We start from the raw sequence: 21,332 nt of genomic DNA on the forward strand, positions 1-21,332 counted from the left end.
GTGAGCACGTTCCCGGGACCATCGGCCGCGGCTGCTACCACGGCCGCCGCCACCACTACCGCCGCTGTTGCGGCTGCCACCGCTACCACAGCGCCGGGCCCCGCAGCCCTCGGTGCGACCCCCCTGCCCGCTGCCCGCCCCGCGCCCGGCGGCCCCGGTCCCGTTCTCGGCCCGGGGGTGTACCCGGCCGCCGTCCCGCACGATGGCGCCCCGGTGCAACGCAGCACTGACGGCGTGCGGTTCAGCGGTGTGGCGGATGCTTTCCCGGTACAGCGGTCGGTACTGCCCGTTGGCGGGTCCGTGGTCCCGGGAGCGCCGCAGGCGTACGGGCACGACCTTGCGGTTCCGCTTGTGGCGGATGCTTTCCCGCTACAGCGGTCGGTACTGCCCGTTGGCGGGTCCGTGGTGCCGCGAGCGCCGCAGGGGTACAGGCGCGACCTTGCGGTTCCGCTCCTGGCAACGGCGCCCGCGCCACGGATGGCGCTGCCGGTGCAGCGGACGCCCGCGACCCCGTCCGTGCCGAGCCTGGTCAGCGGGTTCATTTCCCCGGCCCGCCGCGCGCAGCCACAGGTGACGCCCGTTGTGGCCCGTCGGAGTGGCGGCGGGAGCGCCGGTGCGAGCGACGAGGGGGGCCGGTACGACCCACCGCCCCCGTACAGCCCCCCGTACAACCCATCGTCCAGCCCCCCGTACAGCTGGCCGGCCGGCCTTACGTCCGCGCCGGGCGTCGACGATTCCGTCTCCGTCACGTCCCGCTTCGACGCCCGGAAGCTGAAGGACGCACAGGTCGACGAGCTGACCCACAAGCTGATCGGACCGCTGACCAGGATGCTCCGCACCGAGCTGCGACTCGACCGTGAGCGGATCGGCAGGCTGCGCGATCCCCGCCGCTGATTGTCCCCTGAATGGCCGGTGAGCCGCCCCTGAGCGGTAGCCGCTGAGTTGACGAAACGTACTGCCGCACCACCTCGACCCATCCGCAGGAAGGCCGCACCGATGCCCCAGGAACTGGACCCCGGGTCCACCATCTTCTTCGACCTGACGATCGACAGCCAGGACCTGGGCCGCTTCAACACCTGCGAAGGGCTCGCCGCCGCGGTGGAGATCTACCAGCACCAGGAGGGGGGCAACAACGGCTTCGTGTGGCAGCTGCCGTCCCGGGTGACCTTCTCCAACATCACGTTGACCCGCCCGCTCACCCCCGAGACCGGGAAGGTCGGGACCTGGATCACCTCCATCACCACCGGTATCACCCGCCCCACCGCACAGATCGCCGCGAAGCGCGCGGACGGCTCGACCGTCGCCCGCTGGGGGCTGATCGAAGTGCTCCCGGTGAGCTGGAACGGGCCGTCGTTCAATCCGGAGACGCCGGCCGTGGCCATCGAGACCCTGGTCATCACCCACCACGGCTTCACCGACTGGGGGGCCGCGTAGATGACTGGCAGCACCGGTGCCGGGAAGAGCCTGACGCGGGCCTCGCTGGCGATCCACGAGCCGCCCATCGGCTACGGCACCACACCGGGTTCCCTGATCAGCACCCTGCACTTCGACTACAACCCGTCCCAGCTGACGCTCAGCCGCCGAGCCGAGTGGAAGACCACCCCGAGCGCCGCCGTGCGTTCCGGCGCGGTCCCGGAGTTCATGGGTCCCGTGCCCCGCGACATGACGGTGGACATCCTGCTGGACCGCTCCGGGAAACCGGACAGCCACGACGTGCTCAAGAACGTCGAACTGCTCTTCTCCTGCTGCGAGACGACCACTGCCAGCATCGCGGCGAAGCAGCCCTCACCCCCGTGGGTGGTCTTCGACTGGGGAGGCAACACCACGGTCCATTTCACTGCCTACGTCAGCTCCGTGGAGGTGCAGGAGGTCCAGATCAGTTCCACCGGCCTGCCCACCCGCGCTGTCTGCCAGGTGCACCTGAACGAGATCCCGAGCAAGACCGCCGGCCAGAACCCCACCTCCGGCGCGCTCACTGCCCGGCGGGTGCACCGGGTGGTCGCAGGCGACTCGCTGCAGTTCCTCGCCTGGCGCGAGTACGGGGACGCCACTGCCTGGCGCACCATCGCCGAGGCCAACGGTATCGACGACCCGGCGCAGCTGAACCCGGGTACCGAACTCATGCTCCCCGCCGCTGAAGAGGTCGGCGCCTGATGAGCCGGATCAGTTACTCCAACATCTTCCATGCCACGTTCGACGGCCGGAAACTGGCGGACGACATCGCCCCGCTGCTGGTGTCCGGCTGGGTCGACTTCGGCGCCGGTGTGCCCGGCTCCTTCCAGCTCGACTTCCGGGACCCCGACCGGCTGGTGCTGGCCAAGGCCGGCATCAGGCTCGGCACCAAGGTGGTGCTGGCGCCGGTCGCGGCCGGCCAAGGCGCGCAGTACCCGCTGCTCAGCGGCGAGGTCACCGGTCTGGAGAGCGACTACGACGGCACCGGCAGCTTCACCGTCGTACGCGGCTACGACCTCGGCCACCGGATGCTGCGGCAGCGCCGGGTGGCGGCGTACCGCAACATGACCGCCTCCGACATCGCCCGCCAGCTGGCGGGCAAGGACAAGGTCCCGATCGGCAGTATCCACCGGACCACGACGGTCTACGAGTTCGTCACCCAGGCCAACATCACCGACTGGGACTTCCTCTGCCGCCTCGCCGACGAGAACGAGATGGTGATGTCCCTGAGCGCCCGGGGCACCTTCCAGTTCGTCAAGCGCGACCCCGCGTCCGGTGCGCCCGCGGCGAGCTCGCTGAGCGACAGCAGCCCGCACGTGCTGGCGCGCGAGTCCATCCGGCGCTGCCGGGCCGCCGTCACCTCCGCCGACCAGGTGGCCGAGGTCCGGGCCCGCGGCTGGGACGTGACGACGAAGAAGACTCTGGTCGGTCAGTCGCCCACTGTCGCCAACCCCGGTATCGCGATCGGGATCACCCCCACCGACGCCGTCGCCGCCTTCGGGACCGCCACGCTCGTCGAGACCGACACCCCCTACGACAAGCAGGGGGAGGTGAAGAACGCCGCAGCCGCCCTCGCCGACGACGTCACCGCCGCCTTCGCCGAGTTGGAGGTGACCGCCGCCGGCAACCCCGAGCTGCGACCCGGCGTCCCGGTCGCCCTCGCGGGGGTGGGCGACCCCTTCGAGGGCAAGTACACGGTGACCGGCGCCCGCCACAGCTTCGGGCTCGGCGGTGGCGGATACGAGACGTTCCTGACTGTCAGCGGACGCCAGTGGCGCTCCCTGTTCGGCCTCACCTCGGGTGGTGTCGGCAGCATGCCCCGGCTGCCGAGCGTCGCCAACGCCCTGGTCACGGACATCAAGGATCCGCTCAGACAGGGCCGGGTCAAGTTGCGGTTCCCCTGGCTGGACGACACCTACGTCAGCGACTGGACCCGTACCGTGCAGTTCGGCGGGGTGAACGGCGGCGGGCTGATCGGCCCGGACGTCGACGACGAGGTGCTGGTGACGTTCGACCGCGGTGCCCTGGACCACCCGTTCGTCATCGGCGGCCTCTACAACGGCAAGGACAAGCCGGGCGACGTCGATGTCCAGCCGTACGACGCCACCAGCGGCAGGACCGTCCGGCGCACCCTCGCCGACCGCAGCGGCAATCGCCTGGACCTGCTGGACCAGCGCACCGGAGGCAGGCAGGGGGTACGGCTCAACACCGGTGACAACCGGCTGACCGTCAACCTGGACCGGTCCCATACCGAGATAACCATCGACAGCAAGGGCAGCGTCACCATCAAGGGCACTCGGAAGGTGTCCGTCGAGGCGGCGGACATCTCGCTGAAGGCGGGCGAGAAACTGTCCATGAGCAGCGGCGGCGACCTGTCGATCGAGGGGGAGGTCGTCACCGTCAAGGGCGGGGCGGCGCTCAGCATGAACGCGGTGAACACGAGCGTGAGCGGCGACGTCGGCCTGGAGCTCTCCTCGGTCGCGGACCTCGACATCCAGGGCATCAACATCCAACTGGCCGGCATCATCAAGATGCTGGGAGAGGCGACCCTCGACGGGGCGCAGGTCATGGTGATCCCCTGATGCCCGAGCAGTTCGTCGGCACCGGATGGGCGTTCCCGATGCGCATCGGCCCCACCGGCGGCATCGCCATGGTCAGCGGCGAGCGCGAGATCGAGGAGGCCATGCGGCTGGTGCTGGCCACCGCACCGGGCGAGCGGCCGATGCGGCCCGAATTCGGCTGCGCCATCCACGACATGGTCTTCGCCCCGGTCAACGAGGCCACCGCGGGCCGGATCCAGCACGAGGTCCGCGGCAGCCTGGACCGCTGGGAACCGCGCATCGAGGTCGAGGACGTCGAGGTGACCGCCGGGGAGGAGCCGGGGGTGCTCTTCATCGACGTCCGCTATTCGATCCGCGGCACCAACAACCCGCGCAGCCTGGTCTTCCCGTTCTACGTCATCCCCTCCCACGACGAGCCGTCCCCGGACCCTGGACCTGGACCTGGACCTGGACCTGGACCTGGACCGGCCACCGAAAGCGACCGCTGATGGCACTGCCCTCCCCCAACCTCGACGACCGGCGCTTCCAGCAGTTCGTCGACGACGCCAAGCGCTACATCCAGCAGCGCGCCCCGGAGTGGACCGACCACAACGTGTCGGACCCCGGCGTCACGCTCGTCGAGACGGTCGCGCACATGGCCGACCAGATCGTGTACCGGCTCAACCGCGTGCCGGAGAAGAACCACCTCGCCTTCCTCGACCTCATCGGGATCACCCTGTTCCCGCCCTCCGCCGCGCGCGCCGCGGTCACCTTCTGGCTGTCCTCGCCGCTGGGCGACGCCGTCCGGCTGCCGATCGGCACCGAGGTCGCCACTTCCCGGACCGAGAGCGAGGAGGCGGTGGTCTTCGCCACCGAGCGCGAACTCACAGTGGTGCCCAGCGAGTTGGCGTACCTCGTGGTTCAGCAGAGCGGGCAGGCGGTGATCGACCGGACCTCGGACCTCGCCGAGGGCAAGGACCTGCACTGCTTTGCCGAGTCACCGCGGCCCGGGGACTGCCTGCTTTTCGGGCTCACCGCCGCAGTCCCGCACTGCGCGGTGGCGCTCACGCTCGACAGCCGGGTCGACGGTGTCGGCGTCGACCCCCGGCAGCCGCCGCTGGTCTGGGAGGCCTGGACGGAGGACGGTTGGACCGGCTGCGAGGTCGACCGGGACGGTACCGGCGGGCTCAACCGCCCGGGCGAGGTCGTGCTGCACGTCCCCGGCGGCCACGTGCTGTCCCGCACCGGACGGCGCGAGGCCGGCTGGCTGCGCTGCCGCGTCACGGAGCCGCTGCCCGACCAGCCCTTCTACACCACCTCGCCCACCGTGCGGTCGGCCGAGGCGTTCACCATCGGCGGCACCACCGGCGCCGTCCACGCCGAGACGGTCCGCGACGAAGCGCTGGGGGAGTCCACCGGGCTGCCCGGCCAGCGGCTGCGGCTGGCCCGGGCCCCCGTCGTCGGCGACACACCCCCGCTGCACCTCCAGGTCGCCGAGAACGACGGGTGGACCGACTGGGAGGCCGTCCCGCACTTCGCCGCCTCCGGTCCCGGCGACCGCCACTTCACCCTCGACACGGCCACCGGCGAGCTCGCCTTCGGCACCGCGGTCCGCGAACCCGACGGCAGCCTGCGCCAGTACGGTGCCGTGCCGCCCAAGGGCGCGGTCATTCGCGCCCGCCGGTACCGCACCGGCGGGGGCAGGGCGGGGAACGTCGCACGCGGCGCCATCCAGGTGGTGCGCAACTCCGTCCCCTACGTCTCCGAGGTGGTCAACCGCGAGGCCGCCACCGGCGGGGTGGACGCCGAGACCGTCGCCGAGGCGAAGGCCCGCGCCCCGATCACGCTACGCGCCCAGGACCGCGCCGTGACCCTGCGCGACTACGAGGAGCTCGCCCGGCGTGCCGCACCCGAGACTGCCCGGATCACCTGCCTCGAGGGCGACCCGGACGAGCACGGTGCCCATGCGGTACGGGTCCTGGTCGTCCCGCAGGCGGTAGCCGACGCCGGCGGGCACCTGCGCTTCGAGCAACTCGTCCCCGGGGACGCGCTGCTGGGGCGGATTACCCAGTATCTCGACGACCGCCGGCTGATCGGCACCCGGCTGGCCGTCGGCCCGCCCTACTACCAGGGCGTCACCGTCGTCGCCACCGTGCATGCCTTCCGCGGCACCGACGCCGACCGGGTCCGGCGGCAGGCGCACGATGCCCTCTACCGGCACCTCGACCCCTTGACCGGGGGGAGCCACGGCACCGGCTGGCCCTTCGGCCGACCGGTGCAGTCCGGTGAGATCTTCGCCGTCCTGCAACGGGTACCCGGTGTCGAACTAGTCGACCAGGTGCTGCTGCACCCGGCCGACCCGCTCACCGGCAAGCGCGGGGAGCCGACCGACCGGATCAACCTCGACGCGCCGGCCCTGGTCTTCTCCTTCGACCACCGGGTCCGCGTCATCGGCGACCCGTCATGAGGGGCTCCATCGACGGTCTGGGCACCTCCGCGCCGCTGGGCCTGATGCTGCCCGCCGTCTTCGCCGACGACGACCTGGCACAGCGCTTCGTCGCCGGGCTCGACGAGGTGCTCGCCCCACTGCACAACGTCCTCGACTGCCTGGACTCCTACTTCACCCCCTCGTTGGCCCCCGTGGACTTCGTCCGCTGGCTCAGCGACTGGGTCGGTGCGGAGACCGACGGCACGGAGGACGAGGTGCTGCTGCGTGCGGCGGTCGCGGCCGCCGCGCACCTGCACCGCATCCGCGGCACCCGCCGCGGCCTGGCCGAGGCGGTACGTCTCGCTTTCGGGGTGGAGCCGGAGATCACCGAGAGCGGCGGCGCCGCTTGGGACGCCAGGCCGCTCGGCCCGGTTCCCGGAGAACGTCGCCCGCGGCTGCACGTGACGCTCTCCCTGCCCGACCCCACTCCTCAGGACCGGCACCGGCTGGAAACCCTGGTTGCCGCCGCCCGTCCTGCCCACATGCCGTACACGGTCCAGGTGACCGAAGCTGAGAGGAACCTTGACAGGTGACCGACCAGACCGCCAACGCGGGCCGGGGACCGAACCCCGGACAGAACAGGGCGCCCGCGTGTGCCGAGTGCGGCGCGCCGCCGACCCCCGGGCAATCCTTCTGTGACAGTTGCGGCGCGGTGCTCAGTTGGACCCCGGGCACGGGTTACCGCCAGGAGACGACTGACGGCCGGAGGGCCGGCAACGACGACACACCGGTGCACGGTGTCGCCGTCAACGACCCCGCCGAGCCGCCCACGCCGGAACCGGCGCGCTCGGCCGTCCCGTTCCGGGGCGTGATCGGAGCGCGGGCCGACGCCGACAGCCCCGGCGCTCCAGCCTTCGCCGACCCGGAAGCCCCCACCGTACCGACGCCCGCCACCGCGCCCAGCGATCGGACCGCCGAACCCCTCCCCGCCGGCGGATGGGAACCTTCCGCCGCGGAACGGGCCAGGGCCCTGCTGATCCCGGTCACCGACCCGGAGCCGGCGGCCGCTCCACTGTCCGTGGCCCCCGTGCTGCCGGGCCGTCCAGTCAGCGCGCGACCGCAGGTCCAGGGCCTCCAGCAGCAGGATGACGAGGACGGCGCCCGCTGCCCGTGGTGCGGCACCGGCAACAGGCCCGACCGCCACTTCTGCCGCCGCTGCGCCATGACCATGGACGGCCGTCCGGCGGATCCGGCCCGTCGGCCCTGGTGGCGCAGACTGCCGGGCCTCGGCGTTCGGCGGGTGCCGTGGGCCGGTGAACGGCCCCGCCTGCGCCGGGGCCTGGGCCGCGTGCTGAGCTGGGTGGTCGGCGCCGTGGCGCTGGCGCTGCTGGTGACCGCCGCGCTGAACACCGGAACGGCGGTGCAGTCGGTGCGCGACCACTTCACCAAGCGGGCCCCGATCTCACCGGACTCCTATCGCGCGTCCCGCTCCTTCGCCGGCCACGGCCCTGGGCTCGCCTTCGACAAGTTCAACAACACCTGGTGGGGGCCGGGCCTGACCGAGTCCGATGCCGGAGAGTGGGTCGAGGCCGACTTCAGCCAGCCGGCCGACCTGCTCGACGTCGTCATCACCTCGGGTGAGTCGACCCTGCCGAGCGATCTGTCCAAGTCCGCTCTCCCCCACACCATCGAGGCTGTCGTCACTACGGCGGACGGGCGGACCCAGAACCGCTTGCTCACGCTGGACCAGGCCAGCGGCGGGCAGACCCGAGCCTTCCGGGCGAGTGACGTCACCTCCGTCCGCTTCATCCTGCGCTCGGCCTACGGCGCCTCGGCCTTGAAGCAGGTGGCCATCGCCGAGATCGAGTTCTTCGGGCCGTCCAGCGGCGGCGGCTCGTAACGGCATACCCGGCCGTGGGGGACCTCGCTCGGGTCAGGGTCCAGTGCGGCGGGGAGCTCGCTTCGGCGGCGGATGCCGAGTTTGCGATAGGTGCTGGTCAGATGGGTTTCGACGGTGCGCCGGGCGAGGTGCTGCAGGTAGGCGATCTCGGCGTTGGTGCGGCCGGCGGCGGCGAGCCCGGCGATGCGGTGTTCGCTCTCGGTCAGCGCCCCGACGCCGGTGGCACGGGCGGTTCGGCGCCGGGCGCCGCCCTCGCCGAGCGCCTGCTCGGCGAGGGTCAACAGGCGTACGGCGCCCAGCCGTTCGGCCGTGGCCGTGGCCTCCCGGAGCAGGGACCTGGCCTCTCCGCGCTGCCCGGCGGCGGTGAGCTTCCGTCCCCGGGAGATCAGCGCGGCGGTCAGTTCGCTGCCCTCGGAGGTGCCGCGGAGGATCTCGACGGCCTGCGCGGTCAGCTCGTGTCCACGCCGGCCGCTGCTCGCCTCGCCCAGGACGCGAAGGGCGCGACCGAGCACTCGGGGTGTGTTCCACGCGGTGGCGAGCCGGTACTCCTCCTCGGCCAGGGGGAGGGCACGCTGCGGGGAGCCGAGTGCCAGCAGGCACTCGGCGGCGGCCGAGCGCCACGGCGTGACGATGGGGCTCAGGACCTGTCTGGCGGTCTGCCGCCGGCCGCACTCCAGGAAGTCGTCGAGGGCGCCCTCGACGTCGCCCGAGGCAGAGCGCAGCATGCCTCGGGCATACAGGAATCTGTTCAACTCCCAGCTGTCGTGCGCGTCCTGGACGTCGACCTGCCCGGCGAGCCGCTGGGCGTCGGCCAGCCGGCCGGATTCGACCAGCGCGTGCAGGGAGTGGGCCCGGAGGTTGCTGGGGCCGTCGGGCGCGGCCAGGTCCGCCGGGACGCCGTCGGCTCCGAGGCCCGCCGGTACGGGGGCGAAGCGACCGCGCGCGGCGGCGGTGTCCAGCTGGACGTTGAGCAGGGCCCGGCGCATCGGATGCAGCGGCGAGAGGCCCGGCCCGGCCAGACCGAACCGGACGAGCCGGTCGGCGTCGTCGAGCGCGTCGGACCACTGGGCCACGGCGGCGGCCGTGCCGATCAGGTAGGGCGTCAGGGTCGGGTCCTCCGGAGCGGACAGCAGGGCACGGATCCGCCGCATCGCCTGATCGGCCGTCAGCAGTCCCACGGTCGCCTCGTATCTGACCAGCAGGGCCTGCTCGGCTGGACCGAGCAGGGCGGGGGACCGCGCGGCGGTGTCGCGCAGTCCGGCGTAGACCGTCAGCCGGACCTCCGGGTCGTGGTCGGAGAGCAGCACGGACGCCGTCCGGACGGTGCGGGCCAGCAGGGGTTCGTCCGCCAGGCCGCCATCCAGGTCCAGGTCGTGGAGCAGGTCGAACGCGGCGTGCGCCTCGCCCCGCTGGGCCAGCGCGGAACAGAGGGTGACCGTGGCCTGGACCCGCTCCCGGGGCAGCTCCCGCAGGCGCAGCGCCTCGGTCAGCCGAGGTATCCCGGAGCTCCGTACGGCGGTGAACTCCAACGAGCCGAGTTCGGTGAGGACCTCCGCCCTGCGATCGCGGGCCATCGGCTCGTCCAGCGCGCGGCGCAGGTGGTCGACGGCGTCGCCGGCCCGGCCGTCCCGGGCCGCGGTGGCCGCCGCGTCCTGCAGGGCGTCCACCGCCCATTCCGTTCCCACCAGGGGGGTCTGCAGCAGGTGGCCGGCCACCGCCTCGGCGGTGCCCCCCCGGCGGTACAGGAACGCGGCGGCCCGGTGGTGGGCCTCCTGCCGCTGCGGGCGGGGCCAGCCGTCCAGCACGGCGTCCCGGAGCAGCGGATGGGCGAAGCGGATGCGGCCGGGCCCCGGGTCGTCGCGCAGGTGCCTGGGCCGCAACAGCCCGAGCCGCTGCATCGCGGTGACCCAGCCCGACACCCTGGCCGGGTCGGCCCCGGTCACCCCGGCGAGAAGCTCGACGCCGTCCTCCTCGTACGCCGACTGCCCATCCGCCATCTGTCCCTCCGCCGGCTGCCCGTACGCCAGTTGCCCGCCCACCAGTTGGGCCAGGGCGCGGGCCACGGCGGCGGTCCCGGGCCCCGCGCTCTCCAGCCACCAGGCGACCGCGGCCGCGAAGGCGCCCGGATAGAGGTCGGCGCAGTTGTCCGGAAACCCCGCCGCGGCGTGCCCGTCCCGGGTCGGTGAGCCCAGGTCGTCCAGCAGGGCCCGGAGCAGCAGCGGATTGCCGGCGCATGCCTGTACGCAGCCGTCCACCCAGGCGTCCGGGGCGTGCGGCCCGAAGCGGTCGCGGACCATGGTCTCGGCGGCTGTACAGCTCAGCGGGGCGAGCGTGTGGACGTGGACCAGGGTGGGCGACAGGGCGTGGGCGAGCCCCGGCGCGGGCGGCGTGATGTCGTACTGGCTGCGTTCGGTCACCACGATGAGGACGGCTAACTCGTCCAGTCGCCGGGCCGCCTCGGCGAGCCAGCGCCGCGAGAGGTGGTCGGCGAGATGGGCGTCGTCGACAGCCAGAAGGATCGGCGAGTCGGCCGCGGCCGAGCGCAGCAGCCGCCAGAACCGGCCGAAGCCGGGCCGATCCTCCGGGCGGCAATCGGCGTCGTAGCCCAGCAGTTGGCGCACGGTGGCGAGGTCCGTGCCGGTATCCTCGGCCGAGCAGCGAGCGCGCAGCACCCGCATGCCGTGCGCCGCGCCGTCGTCCGCGACGGCTTCCAGCACTGCGCTGCGCCCGATCCCGGTGGCGCCTCTCAGCACCGTCATCCGCCCGGATCCGGTCCTGGCTCGCTCGGCCTCCGCGGCCAGCAGCTCCAGGACATCCCGGCGCTCGCGGAGCGGGCCGTCATGGGTGGTCGGCGGGCGGGTCGGCGTCATCAGATCCTCCGATCTCGTGGTCGGTCTCGTGGTAGCCCACGATTGCGAACGGCGTACCGATCACAGAGAGTGGGGACTCCGCGTGGTCAACATGGCCACGACAAAGGGATGTCGGGGTGAGGCTGTGCTTACGTCTTGTGGAGCAGCCGCAGCCGCGACCGCCATACCGGTCGCGGTGCACGCGTCGGACCCGGTCTCGCTCGCCGGGGTGAAGAGCCAGCTGCGCCATCAGCCGTCGATAGAGCTGGTCGAGGAGGCGGTCGGTCGGTCGGGTGCGGTGGCGATCCTGGTGGCCGACACGCTGGACGAGCCCACTCTGTCGTCGCTGCGGCGGCTGATCAGAAACGACGCCACCCGGGCCGTGCTGGTTGCGAGCACCATCCGGGAGGCGGATCTGCTCCAGGTGATCGAATGCGGGGTCGGCGCCATAGTGTGGCGGCGCGAGGCCACCGGGCACCGGCTCCAGCAAGCGGTGGTGGCGGCCTCCCGTGGTGACGGAGACCTCCCCGCGGACCTGCTGGGGCGGCTGATCACGCAGGTCGGCACCATGCAGCGCGGCGCCGTGCAGCGTGGCACCGCCGGCCTGTCCGACGCTCCCGTGCACGGCCTGGCGCCGCGCGAGGTCGATGTGCTCCGGCTGGTCGCCGAGGGAATGGATACCGGGGAAATCGCGAGCAAGCTCTCGTACTCCGAACGCACCGTCAAGAACGTGATGCACGGCCTCACGACCCGGCTGCAGCTTCGCAACCGGGCACATGCCGTGGCTTATGCCCTTCGGGAAGGCTACATCTGACGGTTCGGACCCACACCGAGGGCCCCCGGGGCAACCGGAGCTGCCCCGAAACCGTCCTCGGTGTGCCTGCCGCGGCAGCGCTCCGACGAGGCATGATGGCTGACGGGTATGCCGCGCCGAGCGGCGGATCGGCTCCGGTGACAGCGAAGGGCGCGGCAGTGATCCACGAGGTGGACGAGGTCCTCAAGCGACTGCTGTCCGGCGGCGCCCTGGCCGGGACCGGTGTCGAGATCGCCTTCGACGCGCCGACCCGCGACTGGGCGGCCCGGCGCAACTCCCCCACCATCGACGCCTACCTGTACGACATCCGCGAGGACGTCAAGCGGCGGGAGAGCGGGGCGATGCAGGTCAGGGACGAGCGGGGAGCGGTGCTGCGCCTGCGCCGGCCGCCGCGTTGGTTCCGGCTGTCGTACCTCGTCACCGCCTGGACCAAGCGGGCGCAGGACGAGCACCGGATGCTCGCCGCGGTGCTCGCCACGCTGGTGCCCCACGAACTGCTGCTGCCGGAGGAACTGACGGGGCCGCTGGCCGCGCTCGGCCTCACCGTGCCCCTCTCGGTCGCCGGGACCATGGACGCACGCTCCAGCGCCGACGTCTGGTCGGCGCTCGGCGGCGAACTCAAGCCGTCCATCGACGTCGCGGTCACCGTGCCGATCCTGTCCTTCCCGGAGTACGACGCCGGACCCCCGGTCGAGGAGTTCACGGTGCGGGTCCGCGCGACCGACGGCAGCCTGGACGGCTCGGCCGAGCGCTACCACCCGCGGCGTCCGGCCGGCGCGGAGGCTCCGCCGGGCGACGCGGTGCCCGAGTGAGCGCGTCCGGCCCACTGCTCGACCGGCTCTCACGACTGCGCGACCGGGTGGCGCAGTCGGTCGAGCTGCGCAGCGCCGACGATCCGACGGCCGACGACCCGCTGCGCGGCCTGTACCTGTCCGACGACGCCGTACGGCGCCTGCTGCGGCCCGCCGGCGCCGCCGCCGGAGCCGACGACCATGCGCTATCGGCGACGCCGGGCGGCGAGTACGCGGCGGGCGACGGCGACCCGCTGCATCGGCTCGCCGTCCGGCTCGGCCTCACCGGGCTGGACGTCCACCTCTTGCTGCTCGCGCTCGCCCCCGACCTCGACCGCACCTTCGAGCCGCTGTACGGCTACCTCAACGACGACGTCAGCCGCCGCCGGGCGACCGTCGGCCTCGCCCTCGAACTCTGCGGCCTGCCCGCGCACTCCGCCGCGGCGCGGGCCCGCCTCCACCCGTCCGCGCCGCTGCTCGCGCTGCGCCTGGTCCGGGTGGAGGAGTCCGAACGACCCTTCCTGGGCCGTTCGCTGCGCGTCCCCGACCGGGTCACCGCCCATCTGCTGGGCGACGACACGCAGGAGTCCGCACTCGACGGATACGCCCGGCCGCTGCCGACGGCGGACGTGCGGCCGCCGTTGGACGCGCTGACGGACCGACTGGCCAAACGCCTCGCGTCCGGCCCGCTCACGGTCTACCTGCGCCAACTCCGGGAGGGCGACGGGCTCGCCTGTGCCGCAGCCGCCCTGGGCGCGGCTGGCCTGGAAGCACTGCACTTCACCCCCGACACGCCCGCCGCCCCCGGCCGGCCCGCGCTCTCCGGCGACCACGAGCGCGGCCGCGGCGAGCCCGAGCCCGACTACGACCACCACCTGATCCCGGAACTGCTCCGCGAGGCGCGGCTGCGCGGCTGCGCCGTCGTGGTGGCCCCGCTGCCGGAGCGTCCGGGGCCGCTGGTGCGGGCGCTCGCGGTGCCCGATGTGCCCGTGCTGCTGGTTGGCTCCCGCCCGTACGACCCGGACTGGTGCGACCGCCATCGCGACCCCCTCGTGCTGGACGCGCCCCGGCAGCACTCGGGCGATCTCGACGCCTGGTCCGCCGCCATCGGGACGGCCGGCGTCGGCACAGCGGGAGCGCCCGGGTTCGACCTGGCGCCGGTGGTGGCGCCCTACCGGCTGGGCGGCGACCGGATCCGGCGCGCGGTCCGGGCCGCGCAGGAGTTGGCGGCGTTCGAGGGCAGCCCGCTCTCCGGCGCGCATCTGCGGCTGGCCGCCCGCCAGCAGTCCGCGTCCGGCCTGGAACAGCACGCCCGCCGCATCAGGCCCGCCGTGAGCTGGGACGATCTCGTGCTGCCCGACGGCCCCCTGACCCACCTGCGTGAACTGGCGCTGCGGGCCCGGCACCGCGACCAGGTGCTCGGCGACTGGCGGTTGAGCGCCGGCGGCGGACGGGGCCGGGGCGTGCTGGCGCTCTTCGCCGGCGAGTCCGGCACCGGCAAGACGCTCTCCGCCGAGGTGGTCGCCGCCGAACTCGGCCTCGACCTCTACGTCGTGCAGCTCTCCTCCATCGTGGACAAGTACGTCGGTGAGACCGAGAAGAACCTGGAGCGGATCTTCACCGAGGCCGATCGCACCGATGCCGTCCTGCTCTTCGACGAGGCCGATGCCGTCTTCGGCAGGCGCTCGGAGGTCAAGGACTCGCACGACCGCTACGCCAACCTGGAGAGCGCCTACCTGCTGCAGCGGCTCGAGTCCTTCGACGGCATCGCTCTGCTGACGACCAACCTGCGGGCCAACATCGACGACGCGTTCACCCGGCGGCTGGACCTGGTGGTCGACTTTCCGTTCCCCGACCCCGCCCAGCGCCTGGCGCTGTGGCGCCACAGCCTGGCTTCGGTGCCCTGCGCGCCCGACATCGACCCGGGGCCGTGCGCCCGGGAATTCGAGCTGGCCGGAGGCTCCATCCGCAGCGCCGTGGTCACCGCGGCGTACGCAGCCGCCGGCCGTGGCGGCGACGTCACCACCGCGGACTTGCTGGCCGGCGCCCAGCGCGAGTACCGCAAAGCCGGACGGCTGGTGCTGGACGACGGCGGCTGGTGATCTTCGCACCCGTCAGTTCCTTCACGCCGTGACCGTGAGCTGGACGGCTTCCAGCCGGAGCGACTTCCCCTGAGTCCCGACGGTGATCCAGCTGCGGGGGCCGCCGGGGGTGTCGCAGGTCTGTCCCTGCCACTGGGTGTCGTTCTGGATCCATCCGTTGCCGCAGACGACGCCCACTCCGAGGCTCACTGTGAACTGCTCCATGCGCAGCTGCGAGTTGGGGGATCCGATGGTGACGTCGGCCTTCGCGGGCCCGCTCTGCCAGGCGGGCTGCCAACCCGTGTTCTCCATGTACCCGTTGGCCGCGGCCGAGGTGCCGGACACGGCGATGTCGAGGGCCTGGATGGCGCGGCTCTGGTTCTGGGTGCCGGCTGTGGCGCCGTCGCAGACCGGGTGCTGCCAGCCGATGCCGTCCACGTAGGCCCGGTAGCAGATGTGTCGCCCCGGGCTGCTCGCGTTCAGCTTGGTGACAGCGACTCCCGCAGTGTCCGGAAGTACCGCCGTGGCGTGCGCGCTGGGGTGGGTCTTCGCCCCGCCTCCGGCGGCCTGCGTCTTGGCCGGTGCAGAGGCGGGCGCCGAGGCCGGGGCAGAGGACGGTGCCACGGACGGGGTCGTGCTCGGCGTCGCGGAGGACGGTACCGGGGGCGGTGCGGGCAGGGTGGTGGCGACGGGCTGTTGGATCTCCGCGGTGGCCTGGCTGCTGACGGGAGCTGCCTTGGTGTACCAGAGGGCGACGAACGCGAGGGCCAGGGTGCAGAGGAGGGTGAGGACGGTGGCGAGCCAGCGGGGGAGGAATCCGCTTTGGACGTAGGTGCCGTCGACGTCAAGGGGTGTGCTGCCGGAGCGGCGTACGGCGAGGCGGTAGGGCCGTTGCTGTTTGTGGCCGAACCAAATGAGCCGACGGGGCTTGAGCGTGGCACTGACGAAGGCGGCGCGTCCCGGTTCGACCTGGACATTGGCCGGGTGGATGTCGTAGGAGAGCTGGTCTCCGTTGTCGTTGCCGGTGACGGAGGCGGTGAGTGTGGTGTTGCCGAAGTTGTCGATGGCGAGCTTGGGGCGTCCCCGGAAGCGTCCCTTGACGGTGTGCGGGACGAGCTCGGCCCGCATCTCGGCGAACGGGGTGATGGTGAGGTTGCCCTCGGGGACGGCGGTCGCCTCGGGGTGCTCCGTCGGAATGATCTGGACGGCATAGGGGTTCGGCCCGGCGGTGGCGTCGGGGCTGCGCGGTGGTGCGAAGGTGAGTTGGACGGTTCCGGTGGTGCCCGGGTAGAGCCGGATGGTCGGCGGTTCGACGGTGACGTAGGGAGCGATCTCGCCGACGGGAACGAAGCGGTACTCGTCGACGACGTCTGCGGTGTTGCGAAGCCGCAGTCGCACGGTGGCGGTACCACCCGCGTCCACGGTGGTCGATGCCGGTTCAAGGGAAGTCCAGAGGCTCACCTTGCGAAGCTATCCGCGGAGCAGGTGTCCGGTCAGCAGGCCAGGGGACACAGTCGGCGTCCCAACAGGCTTGCCCTACTGCCCCGAAGGCGCAGTGGGCAGTGCCCTCGATTCCCTTCCGGCCGCTCCACCGGTCGCGTATGTGTGGTGTGGGACTCCTGTGGGGGACTCCTCACGCTCTCGGAAAGGCTCGTCGCATGCGCGCGCAAGACCCGGGCAAGGCCACTGAAGCGGAGAAACCGCGCCGTTCCGCGTCCCGCACCGCTTCGACCGCTGCTTCGACCGTCGCCTCGACCGCCCCGGGTCCGGCGCCGTTCGGCCGGGCCGGCACCACGGCGGCCGCGATCCACGAGCTCCAGCGGACTGTCGGCAACGCGGCCGTGGCCCGTGTGCTGCAGCGGAAGGAGCACCGCCACACCGCGGACTGCGGGCACGGGCAGTCCGTCGCGCAGATCCAGCGCGACACGGTCCGGGAGGTCCTCGGGTCCCGGGGCCGCATGCTGCCGGAGCCGGTCCAGCGGGAGGCGGAAGGCCGGTTGGGGGTTCCCGAGGGCAGCTTCCAGTCCGTCGAGATCCACGACAGCCCGAGAGACAAGGAGGTGGCCCGAGCCCTCGGCGCGGTCGCCTTCACCTCGCGAAAGAAGATCGTCGGAGACGTCTCCAGGAAGAAGACCCTGCTGCACGAGCTGATTCACGTCGGCCAACAGGAGCGGGGGCCCGTGCCCGGTACTGATATGGGGAACGGTCTGAAGGTCTCCGACAAGAACGACGCAATGGAGAAGGAGGCGGATACGGGCTCGATCCGGGCGCTGGCCACCGCCTTTCCCGTCCGGCCCGCACCGCCCGGCGGACCTTGAGCAGATTCAGTCCCACTCGGCATTGGCGACTGCCGCTGATGCCCCTCGCAGGCAAATAGGGCGACGTGTCGATCTTTCCGGGCACTTCCTGGGTTGCCCCTGCCGAGATCCCCATCCGTGCAGGTCACCCGGCCTGCAACCGTGGTCGGGGAGCACGGCATGATGATCGGATGTGCTGCTGCGACTCGCCTACCTGACCGTGGACCAACGCCTTCTCGCTGCTGCGGCCTCTCCCCATGAGCGACCGGGACAGGGACGCCGAGATCCTGGCGCTTCGTCACCGTGCGCCACGAGGCGCCGTATAACCGAGTGAAGGTGGAAGGGCTCCGCCGTCAGCCTGTCGCAGCACAAGAGTCGATATGACTCAGCTTGCCTCGTGGGGAATGACAAGACCGACCTGGCCTGCGCGAGCTGGCGGAAGTCGTCCTGGGGCGGCGCGCGGGGACGCCAGGTTGCGCAGCTCCGCGCTCAACTTTGCGGTCGGGCGTCAGGGGTCGCGCCCAGTAACCCGATAGGCGCAGCCGTCGGCTCGAACGACTTCAGTGTCTGTTCGCCACGGCGGGCGGAATGGGTGTGTCGGCGTCGTAGGCGGCCTGAGCCGTCTGGATCGCGCTGGTGTGGTGGTCGACCCAGGTGACCAGGTCCATGAGGCGCGGCATCAGATCCGTTCCCAGGGCGGTCAGTTCGTAGGTGGCCTGGATCGGCACGGTGGGGGTCACGGTGCGGTTGACGAGTCCGTCACGGGTGAGGGCCCGCAGGGTTTGGGAGAGCATCTTCTCGCTGATGCCTCCGATGCGGGCAGCCAGCTGCGAGAAGCGGTGCGGTCGGGTCATCAACGCGGCAAGCACCAGGGTGGCCCAGCGGCTGGTGATGTCGCCAAAGATTGGCCGGACGGGGCAATCGGCAGCAAAGACGTCCTGCGAGGACACCAGCTCCTCACCGTCAACCGTCTCCGATATTGACTGGCTCATGGAGGGAGCTTACCCAAAGGTATGTCCTTCCTCTCAGTAAGCCCGCCGGATACCTTCAACTCGTTCGGCAGTCAGCACCGCAGCGAGGAGTAAGTCAATGGTCGATCTGAACGGACGTGTCGCCTTGGTGACAGGGGGCGGCAAGGGCATCGGCCGGGGGATCTCATCCGCCCTTGCGGCTGCCGGCGCTGCGGTTGCGGTCAACTACGCCACTGACCGCCCGGCCGCCGAAGGGGCCGTCGCCGACATCATCGGCAGCGGTGGCAGGGCCGTGGCCGTGGCCGGAGACGTCGGAAGCCCAGACGACGTCGAGCGACTGTTCGAGCAGGCCAATGCCGCCCTCGGTCCGGTCGACACGCTGGTGAACAACGCGGGGATCTTCTCCTTCCAGCCGTTTGAGGACGTCACGCCGAGCGACTTCGACCGGATCTATCGGACCAACGTGGCCGGTGTGTTTTTCACCTGCCAGACCTTCGTCAAGCAGTTGCCCGCGGCCGGTGGGTCGATAGTGAACATCTCGACCTCCGGCATCTCGAACCACGCTCCCGGCTCAGCCCTCTACACCTCGGCCAAGGGCGCCCTCACCACGCTGACCAGAGTCCTGGCCAACGAGCTCGGTTCGCGCAACATCCGGGTCAACGCCGTCGCACCAGGCGCCACCGACACCGACGGCGCCCGAGACCTCGGCCTCATCAACGACGAGAACGTTGCCAGGGCCGTCGCCACCACACCACTCGGCCGCCTCGGACACCCCCACGACATCGGCCAGGTGGTCGCCTTCCTCGTCTCCCAAGACGCTGCATGGATCACCGGCGACGTAATCTTCGCCTCCGGCGGGCTCCGCTGACCCACCCTCTTCGCAACCAACCTCTGCTCGGGGTGGTCCGTGGCGCTGGCAAGTCCGTTCGTTGTCGTGCTCGATGCTCGCCGGCGCGCCTGGTTGGAGCAGGTAGCAGCCTCGCGGACCGCGCCGTCCGGCATGGTGTGCGTGCCGGTAATGCCATCTGCCCAGGTCAAGGCGCTTGCTCTGCCACAGGCCACAACCCCGTGGCTGGCAACCTGCTGCATCGCGGCAGGATGATCAGTCGTGCTGCTGAAACTGGCCTACCCGACCGTCACCAACGCGTTCGCGATGCTGCGGCTCCTGCCCATGAGCGACCGGGACAAGGAGACCGAGATCCTGGTACTGCGCCACCAGATCACCGTCTTCGAACGCCAACTCGGCCCGGACCGTCCCGCGTTCACCGCACCCGACCGCGCCTTCCTCGCCGCCCTGCTCCACCCGCTCCCACGCGAGGTCCTACGCCGGCTACGGCTACTCGTCCGCCCCGACACAATGCTCCGCTGGCACCGCGACCTCATCAAGCAGCGCCACGCGAACAGCAGCCGACCCAAGCGCCCCGGTCGACCCCGCACCGTCCGCTCCATCCGCACGCTGGTCCTGCGCCTGGCCCGCGAGAACCCGTCCTGGGGCTACCGGCGCATCCACGGCGAACTCGCCATCCTCGGCATCAAAGTCGCCGCCTCCACCGTCTGGGAAATACTCAGGACGCCGACATCGACCCCTCACCCCAGCGATCCACCACCACCTGGACGGACTTCCTGCGCGGCCAGGCCGACGCCCTGCTCGCCCGCGACTTCATCGAGACCGTCACCCTGACCGGCCAACGCCAGTACATCCTCGCCATCATCGAGCACGCCACCCGCCGCATCCGCATCCTGGGCACCACCGCACACCCCACTGCAGCCTGGACCACCCAGGCCATCCGCAACCTCGCCATGGACCTGAATGATGCCGGCACCACCGTCAAGTACCTGATACGCGACCAGGATTCGAAGTTCACCGACGCCTTCGACGCCGTCCTGGCCGACACCGGCATCCGGGTGCCCCGCATGAACTCGATCACGGAACGGTGGGTACTCAGCTGCCGCCGAGAACTCCTGCACCGCACGCTCATCTGGAACGAGCGACACCTGCTCCACGCACTTCGCGATTACGAGACGTTCTACAACGAACATCGAACCCACCGGACGCTCCACAGCGCCGCACCCCTGCGCGCGCTACCCGAACCAATCACCGAACCCGGGCAAATCGCCCACCTCGACATACGCCGCCACGACCGCCTCGGCGGCACCCTCCACGAGTACCACCATGCCGCCTGACCAGCGTGGATGAGGTTTTCGGCACGCACACCACGAACACTGGTCGACGCTGGGACCGGGCGAACACCCGTGGGACGGGAATCGAAAAGGTGGGTATGGGGAATTCCCCGAGACCCACCCCGACCTGCATGTTCCGACGTGCGGAGAGCGAGGGATTCGAACCCTCGGTCACGGTTCCCCGTGACGACAGTTTTCAAGCCCACAGCGAGACTCGGGAAGGAAAACGCCCTGACCTGTGCGAATGGTGATATTCCACTATCTCTGCGAACCGCATGGTCCACGACCGGTCCATGCACCATGGGACACGCCGGAACAGATTGACAACAGCCCCCGCCAGCAAACGTGTCCACCAAATCGGTCAGCCTCCAGTCGGCGCTACTCCGCGTCCATGTCGGCCAGGAAGTGCACATCGTTCACCAGGTCCTCGCCGTAGTCGAGCGCCTCGCCGAGGGCGAGCATCCGGTCGTACTGGGGCCGGTCGATCGGCACCCAGTACTTGGCTAGGATCCGTAGCAGCAGGCGGAATCCGAGGTCGGGTCCGGCTGTGGTGACGATGAGCTCCAGGGCCGGCACCAGCCCGGATACTTGGGGGTCCTTGCTGGCGGCCGCAGCCGCCAGTGCGGGTCCGATCAGTCGGAGCTCGTCGAGCACCGCCTCGGCCAACTCGTCCGAGGCTGGGGTTGGAATGCTGACGGCGAAGGCTGGATCGTCCCTGCGGATGCGTTGGACGCAGATCTCCGCCATCCGGCGCATCCAGTCCCGGCCGTCGATGCCCAGGCGGTCGATGCGATACTCCCCGCCACTGGCCGCATTCCACACGCCGGTGATGGCGGAGTCCGCCAGCGGTGACTCCAGCAAACGCAGCACATCGTCGAGCAGCGACCGCGCCCCCGCACCGTCGTAGCTGTCCGCGACGCCGCGGACCAAGTCCTCGACAGTTGTTCCATTCCAGCCCCAGCCCTGATGGAACTGAGCGGTCAGGGCAGTCAGGCCGAAGTTGGCTTCGGTATAGCGCTCAGTCATGG

17 protein-coding genes and 1 pseudogene are annotated in these 21,332 nt (G+C 71.3%); 14 read left to right on the forward strand and 4 right to left on the reverse strand.

Annotated features, from left to right (window positions below):
- The first annotated feature begins 582 nt into the window (after window positions 1–582).
- The 8 genes from TR46_RS43185 (at window position 583) to TR46_RS20580 (ending at window position 8,320) form a co-directional block, all read left to right on the forward strand.
- A complete protein-coding gene (locus TR46_RS43185; protein ID WP_169790659.1) occupies window positions 583–894 on the forward strand; it encodes a hypothetical protein in 312 nt (103 codons plus the stop codon).
- A gap of 102 nt (window positions 895–996) precedes the next feature.
- Window positions 997–1,434 carry a phage tail protein gene (locus TR46_RS20550; RefSeq protein ID WP_042403369.1) on the forward strand — a complete coding sequence of 146 codons (438 nt, stop codon included), beginning with the start codon at window positions 997–999 and terminating at the stop codon, window positions 1,432–1,434.
- Complete coding sequence (locus TR46_RS20555; protein ID WP_042403371.1) at window positions 1,435–2,154, forward strand: LysM peptidoglycan-binding domain-containing protein; 720 nt, start codon at window positions 1,435–1,437, stop codon at window positions 2,152–2,154.
- Window positions 2,154–4,034 carry a VgrG-related protein gene (locus TR46_RS20560; RefSeq protein ID WP_042403374.1) on the forward strand — a complete coding sequence of 627 codons (1,881 nt, stop codon included), beginning with the start codon at window positions 2,154–2,156 and terminating at the stop codon, window positions 4,032–4,034. The genes TR46_RS20555 and TR46_RS20560 overlap by 1 nt, the downstream gene beginning before the upstream one ends.
- Window positions 4,034–4,501, forward strand: coding sequence for a GPW/gp25 family protein (locus tag TR46_RS20565; protein WP_042403376.1), 468 nt, complete (start codon window positions 4,034–4,036; stop codon window positions 4,499–4,501). The genes TR46_RS20560 and TR46_RS20565 overlap by 1 nt, the downstream gene beginning before the upstream one ends.
- The gene (locus TR46_RS20570; RefSeq protein ID WP_042403378.1) at window positions 4,501–6,459 is read left to right on the forward strand and encodes a putative baseplate assembly protein; all 1,959 of its coding nucleotides are present in this window, start codon (window positions 4,501–4,503) and stop codon (window positions 6,457–6,459) included. Before TR46_RS20565 ends, TR46_RS20570 begins: the two co-directional genes overlap by 1 nt.
- Entirely contained in the window at window positions 6,456–7,013 is a 558-nt protein-coding gene (locus TR46_RS20575) for a phage tail protein (RefSeq protein ID WP_042403380.1), read from the forward strand. Before TR46_RS20570 ends, TR46_RS20575 begins: the two co-directional genes overlap by 4 nt.
- Window positions 7,010–8,320 carry a zinc ribbon domain-containing protein gene (locus TR46_RS20580; protein WP_042403383.1) on the forward strand — a complete coding sequence of 437 codons (1,311 nt, stop codon included), beginning with the start codon at window positions 7,010–7,012 and terminating at the stop codon, window positions 8,318–8,320. Before TR46_RS20575 ends, TR46_RS20580 begins: the two co-directional genes overlap by 4 nt.
- Here the strand turns inward: TR46_RS20580 and TR46_RS20585 are convergent.
- Window positions 8,242–11,190: a LuxR C-terminal-related transcriptional regulator gene (locus TR46_RS20585; RefSeq protein ID WP_063770639.1), complete on the reverse strand. Its 2,949-nt coding sequence runs from the start codon at window positions 11,188–11,190 to the stop codon at window positions 8,242–8,244. The two genes, TR46_RS20580 and TR46_RS20585, sit on opposite strands and share 79 nt — an antisense overlap.
- 91 nt (window positions 11,191–11,281) lie before the next feature.
- Here TR46_RS20585 and TR46_RS20590 point away from each other — a divergent pair, with 91 nt between their 5' ends.
- The 3 genes from TR46_RS20590 to TR46_RS20600 all read left to right on the forward strand — a co-directional run bounded on the left by TR46_RS20590 (window position 11,282) and on the right by TR46_RS20600 (window position 14,876).
- Window positions 11,282–11,983: a helix-turn-helix transcriptional regulator gene (locus TR46_RS20590; protein WP_084718779.1), complete on the forward strand. Its 702-nt coding sequence runs from the start codon at window positions 11,282–11,284 to the stop codon at window positions 11,981–11,983.
- Between the two features lie 158 nt (window positions 11,984–12,141).
- Window positions 12,142–12,795 (forward strand): Pvc16 family protein, encoded by a 654-nt coding sequence (locus TR46_RS20595; RefSeq protein WP_042403391.1) that lies wholly within the window; start codon window positions 12,142–12,144, stop codon window positions 12,793–12,795.
- Window positions 12,792–14,876, forward strand: a complete 2,085-nt coding sequence (locus TR46_RS20600; RefSeq protein ID WP_042403392.1) for an ATP-binding protein — start codon at window positions 12,792–12,794, stop codon at window positions 14,874–14,876. Before TR46_RS20595 ends, TR46_RS20600 begins: the two co-directional genes overlap by 4 nt.
- A gap of 21 nt (window positions 14,877–14,897) precedes the next feature.
- On the opposite strand, the gene TR46_RS20605 is transcribed toward TR46_RS20600, so the two are convergent.
- On the reverse strand, window positions 14,898–16,316 hold the full coding sequence (locus TR46_RS20605; protein WP_042403394.1) for a COG1470 family protein: 1,419 nt from the start codon (window positions 16,314–16,316) through the stop codon (window positions 14,898–14,900).
- 197 nt (window positions 16,317–16,513) lie between these two features.
- Here TR46_RS20605 and TR46_RS20610 point away from each other — a divergent pair, with 197 nt between their 5' ends.
- Complete coding sequence (locus TR46_RS20610; protein WP_052432959.1) at window positions 16,514–17,173, forward strand: eCIS core domain-containing protein; 660 nt, start codon at window positions 16,514–16,516, stop codon at window positions 17,171–17,173.
- A gap of 539 nt (window positions 17,174–17,712) precedes the next feature.
- Here the strand turns inward: TR46_RS20610 and TR46_RS20615 are convergent.
- Complete coding sequence (locus TR46_RS20615) at window positions 17,713–18,144, reverse strand: winged helix-turn-helix transcriptional regulator (RefSeq protein ID WP_042403398.1); 432 nt, start codon at window positions 18,142–18,144, stop codon at window positions 17,713–17,715.
- Window positions 18,145–18,241: 97 nt separating this feature from the next.
- Here TR46_RS20615 and TR46_RS20620 point away from each other — a divergent pair, with 97 nt between their 5' ends.
- The gene (locus TR46_RS20620; RefSeq protein WP_042403401.1) at window positions 18,242–18,991 is read left to right on the forward strand and encodes an SDR family NAD(P)-dependent oxidoreductase; all 750 of its coding nucleotides are present in this window, start codon (window positions 18,242–18,244) and stop codon (window positions 18,989–18,991) included.
- 240 nt (window positions 18,992–19,231) lie between these two features.
- Window positions 19,232–20,307: pseudogene (locus TR46_RS20625) on the forward strand (transposase family protein).
- A gap of 375 nt (window positions 20,308–20,682) precedes the next feature.
- On the opposite strand, the gene TR46_RS20630 reads toward TR46_RS20625, so the two are convergent.
- Window positions 20,683–21,330: a hypothetical protein gene (locus TR46_RS20630; protein WP_042403402.1), complete on the reverse strand. Its 648-nt coding sequence runs from the start codon at window positions 21,328–21,330 to the stop codon at window positions 20,683–20,685.
- Between the last annotated feature and the right edge of the window lie 2 nt (window positions 21,331–21,332).

This window comes from Streptacidiphilus carbonis, from assembly GCF_000787775.1.
Taxonomy (GTDB): Bacteria; Actinomycetota; Actinomycetes; order Streptomycetales; family Streptomycetaceae; genus Streptacidiphilus; species Streptacidiphilus carbonis.